Source organism: Streptomyces sp. NPDC107562 (genome assembly GCF_055657325.1).
The window spans coordinates 116,580-129,190 of sequence record NZ_JBVKBE010000012.1; the positions used below are offsets into that span (position 1 = coordinate 116,580).

Genomic DNA, 12,611 nt, shown 5'->3' on the forward strand with positions numbered 1-12,611 from the left:
GTGGTCGCCGGGTTACCGTCGGACCATGAGCATTCGGGCCGTGGTCTGGGACGTGGACGACACGCTGTTCGACTACACGACCGCGGACCGCGCCGGCATGCGCGCGCACCTGGCGGCCGAGGACCTGCTCGACGCGTACGAGAGCGCCGAGCACGCCCTCGCGCAGTGGCGGGCGGTCACCGACAGCCAGTGGGCACGGTTCGCGGCCGGTGAGGTGTCCTTCGAGGGCCAGCGACGCGACCGGGTGCGGGTGTTCCTGGACCGGGAACTCACCGACGTCGAGGCCGAGGCCTGGTTCGAGCGCTACATCGGGCACTACGAGGCCGCCTGGGCGCTCTTCCCCGACGTGCTGCCCGTCCTGGACGCCCTCGCGGCCAGCCACCGGCACGCGGTGCTCTCCAACTCCAGCCTCCACGTCCAGGACCGCAAACTGCGGGTGCTCGGCGTCCACGACCGCTTCGAGGCGATCCTGTGCGCCGCCGAGCTCGGCGTCTCCAAGCCGCAGGCCGGCGCGTTCCTCGCGGCCTGCGAGGCGCTGGACCTGCCGCCGCACCTGGTCGCGTACGTCGGTGACCACCCGGAGATCGACTGGCGCGGTGCCGCCGACGCCGGACTGGTGTCCGTGTGGATCGACCGCGACGGCGCGCACACCTGGGCCGACGCTCCGGCCGGCCCGCACCGGATCGCCTCCCTCGCCGAACTCCCCGCGATCCTCGGCTCGGATAGTCGTTTTGGAGCCCCGTCCACCTTCAGGTAATGTTCTTCCTGCGCCGCCGGGGAGCGGGCCGAGAGGCCGGAATCCGGGGGAGCGAACTAGAACAAGATCCCCCGTGGGGGCTTGCGTTCCAGTGGCCTATGGTGTAATTGGCAGCACGACTGATTCTGGTTCAGTTAGTCTTGGTTCGAGTCCAGGTAGGCCAGCTCGCAGAGCTCATCTGCAAAGCCCCCGTTGTGTAGCGGCCTAGCACGCTGCCCTCTCACGGCAGTAGCGCCGGTTCGAATCCGGTCGGGGGTACGGATCCGCGAGGATCAAGGCCCCCGTTGTGTAGCGGCCTAGCACGCCGCCCTCTCAAGGCGGTAGCGCCGGTTCGAATCCGGTCGGGGGTACTGACTGGTCTAAACCACATTGGTCTATGGTGTAATTGGCAGCACGACTGATTCTGGTTCAGTTAGTCTTGGTTCGAGTCCAGGTAGACCAGCTCGGGCCTGCGGCGACGCAGAGTCCACGCCCCCGTTGTGTAGCGGCCTAGCACGCCGCCCTCTCAAGGCGGTAGCGCCGGTTCGAATCCGGTCGGGGGTACGTGAGCGATGGGCCTCCACTTCGGTGGGGGCCCATCGTCGTGTGATCAGTGCGTGCCGAACCTGCGGCGTGACTCCTCCGCCTCCGCCAGCCTGCGCAACGCGAGCAGCACCGGCTCGTAGAGCACGGTCAGCGCGACCGCCGCCTCCACCTGTTCGTCCGCCCCGCCGCCGTACTGCTCCACGAGATCCAGATCGTTGACGGCGAGCTGTTCCATGCCGCGGGCGTACGGCGCCAAGTCCTCGACGGCGCACGGATATCCGAGTCGTTCCAGCGCGGCGATCGCGTTCACCAGCATTCCGTACGCCGGTGGCGCCATGCCGGTCGTGGGGCCGTAGCTCCAGCCGAGCAGTTCCAGCAGGCGGTCGGCGCGCTGTCGGGCCGTTCCGGTCGCCGGGTCGTCGGGGTCGGCGGGCTTGCCGTGGGGGAGGGCCCAGACGGCGGTGCCGAGACGCTCGTTGTGATCCAGGGAGTCGTTGTCCAGCGCGGCGAGCACCTCGCGCGCGGAGGCCACCGAGACGCCGCCGACCTGGATCAGTGCCCGCACCAGGCGCAGCCGGCGCAGGTGCTCCTCGCCGTACTCGGCCTGGGTGGCGGTGATCCGGCGGCCCGGCGGCAGCAGTCCCTCGCGCAGATAGAACTTCACGGTGGCAGTGGCGACGCCGCTTCGCCTGCTCAGCTCCGACAGCCTCATGGCCGGGCGCCTCCCTTGCTCATTCCCCTTGCGTCCCGCGTTGGAGAGTGTCACTATCCAATCATGGATAGCGGCACTATCCAATCGCTGTCCTCAAGGGCTGTCTCAGGGGGAAGGTGGGTTTTCGTCATGGCTGACAAGCCGATCGCGGGGCGTATGACCGCGGACGCGCAGGGGGACGTCGTGGTGTTCCTGATCGGGATGCGCTTCAACCGGCTCTGGGCGGTGCGCAGTTGGCTGCCGGTGATGCGGGCGATGCCACGCATGCTGCGGGAGCTGTCGCGCGAGCGGGAGCGGGGCATGCTCGGTGCGCAGACACTGCTGGGGCCGCGGGTCCTGTACGTGGTGCAGTACTGGGAGTCGACCGAGAAGCTCCTCGCGTACGCCTCCGCCGCGGACCAGGAGCACCGGCCGGCGTGGGCCGCGTTCAACCGGCGGATACGTGAGGGGAAGGACAAGGTCGGCTTCTGGCACGAGACGTACGTCGTGCCGGCCGGCGGCTACGAGGCGGTGTACGTCAACATGCCCGCCTTCGGCCTCGGCAAGGCGACCGGCGTGGTGCCGGTCGGGCGACGCGGCGAGCGCGCCGCCGAGCGACTGCGGGCGGCCTGAGCGGGGGAGTGCCGCACGCGGCGCTTCCGGAGCGGTAACCGCTGAAGCATCGTTCGCCCCGGGGGCCGGCCGCGGCGTCGAGGCCGGCCCCCGGGGCGTCTTCCTGTGTTCCGTCCTGCCGCCCGCCGGGGAGCCTGCGGCCCGTCACGCTGAGCCGGTGCGGGGGAGGGGCCTGGGGCTTGACGCCTGCGGGGCCTGGTGCCTGCCGGGGGGCCTTGCCGGTCATGGGGCTGCGATCGCTGTCGCCTCTTGGCCCGAGCCCGCCCCGGACGATCGGCCCACGATAGCCGCCGGCGCTGGGGCCTACGGCGCCTGCCTGTGAGGCTCACGTGGAGTGCGAGGCCTGTGCGACACCTGTGGCTCCGTGGCGTGCGAGGCCTGTGCGACACCTGTGGCTCCGTGGCGTGCGAGGCCTGTGCGCACCTGTGGCTCCGTGGCCTGCGAGGCCCGTGCGACCTGGGGCCTCCTCGGCGTGTGAGGCCCCAGGTGACCTCTACTGCCCCGTGGCGTGTGAGGCCCTACGAGCTCTCTGGCCCCTGAACCCGTGACCGGTGTGGCCTGTGACCGTCCCTGGCCCGTGACCTGGGTGGCTCGTGTGACGCATGGCGCCGGGTGGGGCTTGTGTTGGTGAGTCTGCGAGGGGGGAGGGGGCCTGGGGCGCTCCGTCAGCCGGTGCGGCGCAGTGCCTCGGAGAGGCGGGCCGCGGAGTCGATGACCGCCTGGGCGTGCATCCGGCCCGGGTGGCGGCTCAGCCGCTCGATGGGTCCGGAGACGGACACGGCGGCGACCACGCGGTTGGACGGACCCCGCACGGGCGCGGAGACGGAGGCGACCCCCGGCTCCCGCTCGCCGATGGACTGGGCCCAGCCCCGGCGCCGCACGCCGGACAGTGCCGTCGCCGTGAAGCGTGCACCCTGCAGCCCCCGGTGCAGCCGCTCCGGCTCCTCCCAGGCCATGAGGATCTGCGCGGACGACCCCGCCTTCATCGTGAGCGTCGAACCGACCGGGACGGTGTCCCGAAGTCCGGACAGGCGTTCCGCGGCGGCGACGCAGATACGCATGTCGCCCTGGCGGCGGTAGAGCTGCGCGCTCTCGCCGGTGATGTCACGGAGGTGCGTGAGCACCGGCCCCGCGGTGGCCAGGAGACGGTCCTCACCCGCGGCCGCGGCCAGCTCGGCCAGGCGCGGTCCGAGAATGAAACGGCCCTGCATGTCGCGCGCCACCATGCGGTGGTGTTCCAAAGCCACGGCCAGGCGGTGAGCCGTGGGTCGTGCCAGTCCGGTGGCCGCGACCAGACCCGCGAGGGTGGCCGGACCGGACTCCAGAGCGCTCAGGACGAGTGCCGCCTTGTCCAGAACGCCGACGCCGCTACTGTTGTCCATGAAACGATACTTGCGTCTCACTCTGTGAAACGCAAGTTCAATTTCCGGTGGAACGCGCCACCCTTGATGTCACGAAGTCACAGCGGCCCGGTGGATGAAAGGGCCTCGCGGCGGATGCGCGGAAACCGCGCCTCGACCGCCGCTCCTCAAGATCTCTAGTTGGGTCGGCACACCATATGTGCCGTCCGGAGGGAAAGCGATGGGTAGGACACTCGCGGAGAAGGTCTGGGACGACCACGTCGTCCGGCGCGCCGAGGGCGAGCCCGACCTCCTCTACATCGATCTGCACCTGCTGCACGAGGTGACCAGCCCGCAGGCCTTCGACGGCCTCCGCAAGGGCGGCCGGAAGGTGCGGCGGCTCGACCTGACCATCGCGACCGAGGACCACAACACCCCCACCCTCGACATCGACAAGCCCATCGCCGACCCGGTCTCCCGCGCCCAGCTGGAGACGCTGCGCAAGAACTGCGCCGACTTCGGGGTGCGCCTGCACCCGCTCGGCGACGTGGAGCAGGGCGTCGTCCACGTGGTGGGCCCGCAGCTGGGCCTGACCCAGCCCGGCACCACCGTGGTCTGCGGTGACTCGCACACCTCCACGCACGGCGCCTTCGGCGCGCTGGCGTTCGGCATCGGCACCTCGCAGGTCGAGCACGTGCTGGCCACCCAGACACTGCCCATGGCCCGCCCGAAGACCATGGCGATCACGGTGAACGGCGAGCTGCCCGAGGGCGTCACCGCCAAGGACCTGATCCTGGCGATCATCGCCAGGATCGGCACCGGCGGCGGCCAGGGCTACGTCCTGGAGTACCGGGGCGAGGCCATCGAGAAGCTCTCGATGGAGGCCCGGATGACCATCTGCAACATGTCGATCGAGGCCGGCGCCCGCGCGGGCATGATCGCCCCTGACGAGACCACGTTCGCCTACCTCGAAGGCCGCCCGCACGCCCCCGAGGGCGCCGACTGGGACGCCGCGGTCGCGTACTGGAAGACCCTGAGGACCGACGACGACGCCGAGTTCGACGCCGAGGTGGTCATCGACGCCACCGCGCTGTCGCCGTTCGTCACCTGGGGCACCAACCCGGGCCAGGGCGCGCCGCTTTCGGCGTCCGTCCCCGACCCGGCTTCGTACGAAGACGCTTCGGAGCGCTTCGCCGCCGAAAAGGCCCTGGAGTACATGGGGTTGGAGGCCGGGCAGCCGCTGCGGTCCATCAAGGTGGACACCGTCTTCGTAGGCTCCTGCACCAACGGCCGCATCGAGGACCTGCGCGCCGCGGCGGACCTGCTGCGGGGCCGCAAAGTCGCCGACGGCGTACGGATGCTGGTCGTGCCGGGCTCCGCACGGGTCGGTCTGCAGGCCGTCTCCGAGGGTCTGGACGTCCTCTTCAAGGAGGCCGGCGCCGAGTGGCGGCACGCCGGCTGCTCCATGTGTCTGGGCATGAACCCCGACCAGCTGGCCCCCGGCGAGCGCTCGGCGTCCACCTCCAACCGCAACTTCGAGGGCAGGCAGGGCAAGGGCGGCCGTACGCACCTGGTGTCGCCGCAGGTCGCAGCCGCCACGGCGGTCCTGGGGCACCTGGCCTCCCCCGCCGACCTCGCCCACGTCGAGACCCGTACGCCCGCTGGAGTCTGAGGATCATGGAAGCTTTCACCACGCACACCGGCCGGGCCGTCCCGCTGCGCCGCAGCAACGTCGACACCGACCAGATCATCCCCGCCCACTGGCTCAAGAAGGTCACCCGGGACGGGTTCGAGGACGGATTGTTCGAGGCCTGGCGCAAGGACCCGGAGTTCGTGCTCAACCGGCCCGAGCGCCAGGGCGCGACCGTGCTGGTCGCCGGCCCCGACTTCGGTACCGGCTCCTCCCGTGAGCACGCCGTCTGGGCGCTGCAGAACTACGGCTTCAAGGCCGTGATCTCCTCCCGCTTCGCCGACATCTTCCGCGGCAACTCGCTGAAGAACGGCCTGCTCACGGTCGTGCTGGAGCAGAAGGTCGTGGACGCGCTGTGGGAGCTCACCGAGCGCGACCCCGAGGCCGAGGTGACCGTCGACCTGGTCGGGCGCGAGGTGCGCGCCGAGGGCGTCACCGCCTCCTTCGAGCTGGACGAGAACTCCCGCTGGCGGCTGCTGAACGGGCTGGACGACATCTCGATCACGCTGCAGAACGAGGGCGACATCGCCACCTACGAGGCCGTGCGGCCCGCCTACAAGCCGCGCACGCTGAAGGTCTGAACCTTCGACCCCGGCGGTCGACTTTCGGCCACCCCCACACCCGGCTGTACCCCCGATCGGCCCGATCGGGGGTACAGCCTTTTTTCGCACCCGGATGGCCGCACCCCGCACTTCCTGTTCCTTCAACTGGCCACGTTATGACGGTTGTTGTTGGGGTACGCGGGACTTGACAACGCGGCGTCGGCGGCGTGCCGGAGGGCCGTTCGCGGCGCCAGTTGCCCCCCGGGCAGGCGACAACTCGCCCCAGATGGCACAATCTGTGCATGGAACGCGACGGCCAACTCGAGCTCTATGCGGCGGTCGCGGACCAACTCAAGGAAGCGCACGCAAGAGTGCGCGCACTGCAAGTCCCGGAGGGCGTACGGATGGCGCTGACCCGGAAGCTGCTGGTCATCACGGCCGCGGCCAAGCACGACCTCACCGACGCGACAAAGCGTCTGGAGCGGTTCATCGCCGACCTCGACGCCGGGCGATTGCCCGAAGAGGAAGGCTGAATCACGTCAGAGGCAGCCGAGTCGGTTGCGGCACAAGGGTGATTAGCCCGTTTCGTGTTTGATTTGCGGTATATATCTGCCTAACGTGCGAAAAAGCTTGAACACTTTCGTTCTGGCGATGTCTCCGAAGGGGAAGACGTGAACAAGGCGCAGCTCGTAGAAGCGATTGCCGACAAGATGGGCGGCCGTCAGCAGGCCGCCGAAGCTGTCGACCACGTACTGGACGCCATCGTCCGCGCCGTCGTCGCAGGTGAGCGGGTGTCGGTCACCGGTTTCGGCTCGTTCGAGAAGGTCGACCGTCCGGCTCGCTACGCCCGCAATCCCCAGACGGGCGAGCGGGTTCGGGTCAAGAAGACCTCGGTGCCGCGCTTCCGCGCCGGCCAGGGCTTCAAGGACCTGGTGAGCGGCTCGAAGAAGCTCCCGCGCGGCGGAGAGGTCTCCGTCAAGAAGGCGCCCAAGGGCAGCCTGACCGGCGGCGCCACGGCCACGGTCAAGAAGGCCGCGGCGAAGAAGACCACGAAGGCGGCCGCGAAGAAGGCCACCACGGCCAAGAAGGCGACGGCCAAGAAGACCACGGCCGCCGCGAAGAAGACCACGGCGGCCGCGAAGAAGACGACCGCCAAGAAGACCTCGGCGACCGCCAAGACCACCGCCGCGAAGAAGACGACCGCCAAGAAGGCGACCGCCAAGAAGGCCCCGGCGAAGAAGGCGACGGCCAAGAAGGCCCCGGCCAAGAAGACGTCGGCACGCAAGACCACCGCCAAGAAGGCCACCGCCCGCAAGTAGACGAGGGCGCAGGGTACTCACGCGCCGGGCCGGACTCCGTCGGGGAGCCCGGCCCGCGGCATGTTCAGGGGCAGGTCAGAGGGTCTGCAGCGTCACCAGCGTGATCCGCGGACTCTCCTTCGGACCCTCCACCTCGATCCGGACCCGCTGCCCGGGCCGCAGCAGCCGCAGCCCGCCCGCGTCGAACGCGGCGGCGTCGAAGGGCACCGGAGTCCCGTCGTCCAGCAGAACCTGCCCGCTGCGCGTCCCGGCGTCGTACGTGTAAGCGGTGGCGTGCATGACGGCAGCCTACTGCCCGGAGATCAGCAGTTGCGCGGTCGCGGCGGCCGTGCGCGGGCCCACCCCGAGCGCCAGTGCCGCGCGCAGGTCGTCGGCGGTGTCCACGTCCTGCCGCACCGAATCCACGCCCGCCAGACCGAGTTCCACCGCCCCGCCGCCGCGATGGCGGGCCCGTGAATCCGTACCGAATGCCGGAAGCAATTCCCGGCCCGGCGTCGCCGCCAGCAGGGTCGTACCGATTGCCGCCGCATCCGCGAGAAAAGCCCGGGGGAATTCCGCGGCCGCGTCCAGGACCTGGGCCAATTCCGTCGGGCGCAGCGCGGGAAGATCGGCGTTCAGGGCCGCGACCGGGCTTATGGGGCACCGGGCCCGCACGGCCGCCGCCCCGTGCGCCAGGGCCGCGTTCAGCCCGCCTCCCGGTTCGTCGGAGACGATGCGGGCACCCAGTGCGGCCAGCTCCCGCCCGGCCAGGGCGTCGTCCGTGACAACTGCCACATCGCGCACCGCCGGGCTGGCCAGCGCGGCGGCCACCGTGTCCTGGGCGAAGGCGAGGGCGAGGCCCGGGCGCAACGCGTCGGCGGCCGCGTCCGCGAGCCTGCTCTTGGCCCGCGCCAAAGACTTCACGGGTATCACCAAGGTCCACAGCACCGGCGTTCGTCCCTCTCTTGTCGCGGTCATTGTCACCCGGCCCTCCCGGTGGGCGCAGGGTCGGGGCGTACGGTGTTCTCGACAGACCGACGGCCTGGAGCGACACTTGTCCGGCCCCCAGGCCACAGAAGGAAGGTGTCCGTGTGCCCCGCCGCAGAATCGGCTTCTGGTACCGCCTCGCAGCGGTGATCTGTAAACCGCCGCTGGTGGTTCTGCTCAAGCGGGACTGGCGCGGAATGGAGCACATTCCGGCCGCGGGTGGCTTTATCACCGTGGTGAACCACAATTCGCACGTCGACCCCTTCGCGTACGCGCACTTTCAGTACAACACCGGACGGGTTCCGCGATTCCTGGCGAAGAGCGGCCTTTTCAAGAAGGGATTCGTCGGCACCATGATGCGTGGCACCGGCCAGATCCCCGTCTACCGGGAGAGCACGGATGCGCTCAGTGCCTTCCGGGCCGCCATCGACGCCGTGGAGCGCGGCGAATGCGTCGCCTTCTATCCCGAGGGCACCATCACCCGGGACCCGGACGGCTGGCCCATGACCGGCAAGACCGGTGCCGCGCGCGTCGCGCTGAAGACCAGGTGCCCGGTCATCCCGGTCGCCCAGTGGGGCGCCAACGAACTGCTCCCGCCGTACGCCAAGAAGCCCAACCTCCTCCCGCGCAAGACCCACCAGGTGCTGGCGGGCCCTCCGGTGGACCTCTCTCGTTTCTACGGCAAGGAGATGACCGCGGACGTCCTCAAGGAGGCCACCGAGGTCATCATGGCCGCGATCACCGGCCACCTGGAGGAGATCCGCGGCGAGCGGGCCCCCGAGTCGCCGTACGACCCGAGGAGCGAGCGCGTCGAGCAGCGGCGCCGGACCGAGGCGCAGAAGCTCGGCCGGGCGGCCGTCGTCGAGACGGGCGGAGTCGCGCTCGGGCGGCCGATCCGGGAGAACGCCGGCGAGGCCGGACGTGAAGCGGCTGGTCAGACGGGTCGGGAAGCGGCCGGGCAGGCCGGTGGCGAGGAGGGGCAGGGCACGTGAGCAAGCCGGTCAAGGCGGCGGTCTTCGCCGCCGGTTCGTGGGGTACGGCGTTCGGGATGGTGCTCGCCGACGCGGGGTGCGAGGTCACCCTGTGGGCACGCCGGGCGGAGGTCGCCGAGGCCATCAACTCCGGCCGGACCAACCCGGACTACCTCCCGGGCTTCGAACTCCCCGGGAACCTGCGCGCCACCACCGACCCCGCCGAGGCGGCCTCCGGAGCCGACTTCACGGTGCTGTCCATCCCTTCCCAGACGCTGCGCGGCAACCTCGCCGCCTGGGCGCCGCTGCTCGCCCCCGACACCGTCCTCGTCTCCCTGATGAAGGGCGTCGAACTCGGTTCCGCCATGCGGATGAGCGAGGTCGTCATGGACGTCGCGGACGTGCCCGCCGAGCGGGTCGCCGTGGTCACCGGGCCCAACCTCGCGCGCGAGATCGCCGCCCGGATGCCGGCCGCCTCCGTGGTCGCCTGCACCGACGAGGCCGTCGCCCAGCGGCTCCAGGCCGCCTGCCACACGCCGTACTTCCGCCCGTACACCAACACCGACGTCGTCGGCTGTGAACTCGGCGGCGCGGTCAAGAACGTCATCGGCCTCGCCGTCGGGATCGCGGACGGCATGGGGCTCGGCGACAACGCCAAGGGCTCGCTGATCACCCGCGGCCTCGCGGAGACGACCCGGCTGGGCCTGGCCATGGGCGCGGACCCGCTGACCTTCTCCGGCCTCGCGGGCCTCGGCGACCTGGTCGCCACCTGCTCCTCGCCGCTCTCGCGCAACCACACCTTCGGCACCAACCTCGGCCGGGGCATGACCCTGGAGGAGACCATCGCGGTCACCCGGCAGACCGCCGAGGGCGTCAAGTCCTGCGAGTCGGTGCTGGATCTGGCGCGACGGCACGGCGTCGACATGCCCATCACCGAGACGGTGGTCGGAATCGTGCACGAGGGCAAGCCTCCGGTGGTCGCCCTCAAGGAGCTGATGTCGCGCAGCGCGAAGGCCGAACGACGCTGAGCGACGCGGGCGTACGGACGCTGTGTCCGGCCCCTACCACCGGGTACTCTCAACGCGATATGAGCACCGAGAACCTCCCCCAGAGCCCCGAGCAGCCGTCTCGCAAGCCGCGTGTGGCCGTCGTGTTCGGCGGGCGCAGCTCCGAACACGGGATCTCCGTGGTCACCGCCGGCGCCGTACTGCGGGCCGTCGACCGGACCAAGTACGAGGTCCTGCCGATCGGCATCACCCAGGACGGCCGGTGGGCGCTCACCGCCGACGAGCCGGAGCGGATGGCGATCAGCGACCGCCGTACGCCGACCGTCGAGGACCTCGCCGACTCGGGCGAGGGCGCCGTCGTGCTCCCCGTCGACCCGGCCAACCGCGAAGTCGTCTACAGCGAGCCGGGGTCCGTGCCCAAGGCCCTGGGCGAGGTCGACGTGGTCTTCCCGGTGCTGCACGGCCCGTACGGCGAGGACGGCACCCTGCAGGGCCTCCTGGAGCTCTCCGGTGTCCCCTACGTCGGTTCCGGAGTGCTCTCCTCCGCCGTCGGTCAGGACAAGGAGTACATGAAGCGGGTGTTCACCTCGTTCGGGCTCCGGGTGGGCCCGTACCTGGTGGTCAGGCCCCGTGAGTGGCGCACCGACCAGGCCGGGGCGCGGCGCCGGATCGCCGAGTTCGCCGGCGAGCACGGCTGGCCGCTGTTCGTGAAGCCCGCGCGCGCGGGGTCCTCGATCGGCATCACCAAGGTCGAGTCCTTCGACGGCCTCGACGAGGCGATCGCCGAGGCCCAACGCCACGACCCGAAGATCATCGTCGAGGCGGCGCTGCGCGGCCGCGAGATCGAGTGCGGCGTCCTGGAGTTCGAGGACGGCCCCCGGGCCTCCGTCCCCGCGGAGATCCCGCCGCCGGACACGCACGCGTACTACGACTTCGAGGCGAAGTACATCGACTCCACCCCCGGCCTCGTCCCGGCCCCCCTCACCGACGAGGAGACGGCCGAGGTGCAGAGGCTTGCCGTGGACGCCTTCGAGGCCGCCTCGTGCGAGGGCCTGGTCCGCGCGGACTTCTTCCTCACCGAGGACGGCGAGTTCGTGATCAACGAGATCAACACGATGCCCGGCTTCACGCCGATCTCGATGTACCCGCAGATGTGGCAGGCGAGCGGGGTGACCTACGCGGAGCTGGTGGACCGCCTGATCCAGGCGGCCCTGGACCGCTCGACGGGCCTGCGCTGACCCGTCCCCGTGGGGCGTGGCGCCGTCAGTCGGCGATTCCCTCGGGGATCGCCGACTTCACCGCCGGGGCCAGGTCGACCAGGACCCCCGCGCTGTCCTGCCCCTCGGGCACGCTCACCTCGACGTACGCCGTGCGGTTCGCGCTGGTGAACCGGTAGCCCCCGGCGCTTTCCTCCTGCAGCCAGTCGACGCCGTTCACACCCCCCGCCACGGCGTCGGGATCCCCGCCCTCGGCCACCTTCGGGTCGATCATCTTCGGCGGCCGGACGACCCCGCAGCGCAGTATGATCACCGGGCTTCCCCAGCCCGCGGTGAGCACCGAACGGGGCTCGGGGTCGTTCCGGCTCAGACCGTCCACCGTGCGGGGCAGCGCCTTGTCCAGGTTCTGGCACAGCTTCGTGACCGCCGGAGAGGGGCTGGGAACCGCGACGCCCGCACTGTCGTCTGCTGAGGAGCAGCCCACGACAGTGATCAGCAACGCGGACGCGGGCAGACCGATGAGCCGGTGACGAAAGGACTTCACCGGCCAAGGGTAGACGGGGACTAGAGATGGACGACCGGGCAGGTCAGGGTGCGGGTGATGCCGTCCACTTGCTGGACCTTGGCGACCACCATGCGGCCCAGGTCGTCGACGGTGTCGGCCTGGGCGCGGACGATGACGTCATACGGTCCCGTCACGTCCTCGGCCTGGATCACCCCCGGGATCTTGCTGATCATGTCGGCGACGGTCGACGCCTTGCCGACCTCCGTCTGGATCAGGATGTACGCCTGTACCACGGAACCTCCAGGGCGGCCACGAGGATCATGTGGGGAAAAGGAACGCCACGGTATCGCGTCCCCGCTCGCCGCGGGGAGACCTACGGTGTCCGGGCCCTGCGTGCCGGGGTGCGGACACGACGGAAGTTGACGAACGGGTGGGCCGGACAAGCGGC

Annotated in this window: 15 protein-coding genes and 5 tRNA genes; 14 read left to right on the forward strand and 6 right to left on the reverse strand. The window is 70.4% G+C overall.

Translation table 11 applies throughout. The features are described from left to right. Positions 1-25 precede the first annotated feature (25 nt). From ACZ7LV_RS28480 to ACZ7LV_RS28505, 6 genes are all read left to right on the forward strand, one after another. Positions 26-757: an HAD family hydrolase gene (locus ACZ7LV_RS28480; protein WP_471943373.1), complete on the forward strand. Its 732-nt coding sequence runs from the start codon at positions 26-28 to the stop codon at positions 755-757. 92 nt (positions 758-849) lie between these two features. After that, positions 850-921, forward strand: a tRNA-Gln gene (locus tag ACZ7LV_RS28485). A 21-nt stretch (positions 922-942) separates the two neighbouring features. Further along, positions 943-1,015, forward strand: a tRNA-Glu gene (locus ACZ7LV_RS28490). A gap of 19 nt (positions 1,016-1,034) precedes the next feature. Next, positions 1,035-1,107, forward strand: a tRNA-Glu gene (locus tag ACZ7LV_RS28495). A gap of 20 nt (positions 1,108-1,127) precedes the next feature. Continuing rightward, a tRNA-Gln gene (locus ACZ7LV_RS28500) sits at positions 1,128-1,199 on the forward strand. Between the two features lie 28 nt (positions 1,200-1,227). Then, positions 1,228-1,300 (forward strand) — tRNA-Glu (locus ACZ7LV_RS28505). A gap of 46 nt (positions 1,301-1,346) precedes the next feature. Here ACZ7LV_RS28505 and ACZ7LV_RS28510 read toward each other — a convergent pair. Then, the gene (locus tag ACZ7LV_RS28510) at positions 1,347-1,994 is read right to left on the reverse strand and encodes a MerR family transcriptional regulator (protein WP_471943375.1); all 648 of its coding nucleotides are present in this window, start codon (positions 1,992-1,994) and stop codon (positions 1,347-1,349) included. Positions 1,995-2,123: 129 nt separating this feature from the next. On the opposite strand from ACZ7LV_RS28510, the gene ACZ7LV_RS28515 reads away from it, so the two are divergent. Next, the gene (locus ACZ7LV_RS28515; protein WP_471943377.1) at positions 2,124-2,606 is read left to right on the forward strand and encodes a DUF4188 domain-containing protein; all 483 of its coding nucleotides are present in this window, start codon (positions 2,124-2,126) and stop codon (positions 2,604-2,606) included. Positions 2,607-3,271: 665 nt separating this feature from the next. Here ACZ7LV_RS28515 and ndgR read toward each other — a convergent pair. Next, a complete protein-coding gene (gene ndgR, locus ACZ7LV_RS28520) occupies positions 3,272-3,988 on the reverse strand; it encodes an IclR family transcriptional regulator NdgR (RefSeq protein ID WP_471943379.1) in 717 nt (238 codons plus the stop codon). A gap of 199 nt (positions 3,989-4,187) precedes the next feature. On the opposite strand from ndgR, the gene leuC reads away from it, so the two are divergent. From leuC to ACZ7LV_RS28540, 4 genes are all read left to right on the forward strand, one after another. Continuing rightward, positions 4,188-5,618 carry a 3-isopropylmalate dehydratase large subunit gene (leuC, locus tag ACZ7LV_RS28525; RefSeq protein ID WP_471943381.1) on the forward strand — a complete coding sequence of 477 codons (1,431 nt, stop codon included), beginning with the start codon at positions 4,188-4,190 and terminating at the stop codon, positions 5,616-5,618. A 5-nt stretch (positions 5,619-5,623) separates the two neighbouring features. Continuing rightward, a complete protein-coding gene (gene leuD, locus ACZ7LV_RS28530) occupies positions 5,624-6,217 on the forward strand; it encodes a 3-isopropylmalate dehydratase small subunit (protein WP_471943383.1) in 594 nt (197 codons plus the stop codon). Positions 6,218-6,480: 263 nt separating this feature from the next. Further along, a complete protein-coding gene (locus ACZ7LV_RS28535) occupies positions 6,481-6,711 on the forward strand; it encodes an SCO5555 family protein (RefSeq protein ID WP_471943385.1) in 231 nt (76 codons plus the stop codon). Positions 6,712-6,849: 138 nt separating this feature from the next. Then, positions 6,850-7,497 (forward strand): HU family DNA-binding protein, encoded by a 648-nt coding sequence (locus tag ACZ7LV_RS28540; protein WP_471943387.1) that lies wholly within the window; start codon positions 6,850-6,852, stop codon positions 7,495-7,497. 75 nt (positions 7,498-7,572) lie between these two features. On the opposite strand, the gene ACZ7LV_RS28545 is transcribed toward ACZ7LV_RS28540, so the two are convergent. Further along, positions 7,573-7,776 carry a hypothetical protein gene (locus ACZ7LV_RS28545; RefSeq protein ID WP_365450676.1) on the reverse strand — a complete coding sequence of 68 codons (204 nt, stop codon included), beginning with the start codon at positions 7,774-7,776 and terminating at the stop codon, positions 7,573-7,575. Positions 7,777-7,785: 9 nt separating this feature from the next. Beyond that, positions 7,786-8,424, reverse strand: coding sequence for a 2-phospho-L-lactate guanylyltransferase (gene cofC, locus ACZ7LV_RS28550; RefSeq protein ID WP_471943598.1), 639 nt, complete (start codon positions 8,422-8,424; stop codon positions 7,786-7,788). A gap of 143 nt (positions 8,425-8,567) precedes the next feature. Here cofC and ACZ7LV_RS28555 point away from each other — a divergent pair, with 143 nt between their 5' ends. From ACZ7LV_RS28555 to ACZ7LV_RS28565, 3 genes are read left to right on the forward strand one after another with little or no spacing between them, the layout of a single operon-like run. Further along, positions 8,568-9,455 carry a lysophospholipid acyltransferase family protein gene (locus ACZ7LV_RS28555; protein WP_471943389.1) on the forward strand — a complete coding sequence of 296 codons (888 nt, stop codon included), beginning with the start codon at positions 8,568-8,570 and terminating at the stop codon, positions 9,453-9,455. Further along, entirely contained in the window at positions 9,452-10,462 is a 1,011-nt protein-coding gene (locus ACZ7LV_RS28560) for an NAD(P)H-dependent glycerol-3-phosphate dehydrogenase (protein WP_471943391.1), read from the forward strand. Before ACZ7LV_RS28555 ends, ACZ7LV_RS28560 begins: the two co-directional genes overlap by 4 nt. A gap of 59 nt (positions 10,463-10,521) precedes the next feature. After that, positions 10,522-11,679, forward strand: coding sequence for a D-alanine--D-alanine ligase family protein (locus tag ACZ7LV_RS28565; RefSeq protein WP_471943393.1), 1,158 nt, complete (start codon positions 10,522-10,524; stop codon positions 11,677-11,679). Positions 11,680-11,704: 25 nt separating this feature from the next. On the opposite strand, the gene ACZ7LV_RS28570 is transcribed toward ACZ7LV_RS28565, so the two are convergent. Further along, positions 11,705-12,202 carry a DUF3515 domain-containing protein gene (locus ACZ7LV_RS28570; RefSeq protein ID WP_471943395.1) on the reverse strand — a complete coding sequence of 166 codons (498 nt, stop codon included), beginning with the start codon at positions 12,200-12,202 and terminating at the stop codon, positions 11,705-11,707. A 20-nt stretch (positions 12,203-12,222) separates the two neighbouring features. Then, positions 12,223-12,456 (reverse strand): Lrp/AsnC family transcriptional regulator, encoded by a 234-nt coding sequence (locus ACZ7LV_RS28575; protein WP_401673758.1) that lies wholly within the window; start codon positions 12,454-12,456, stop codon positions 12,223-12,225. Between the last annotated feature and the right edge of the window lie 155 nt (positions 12,457-12,611).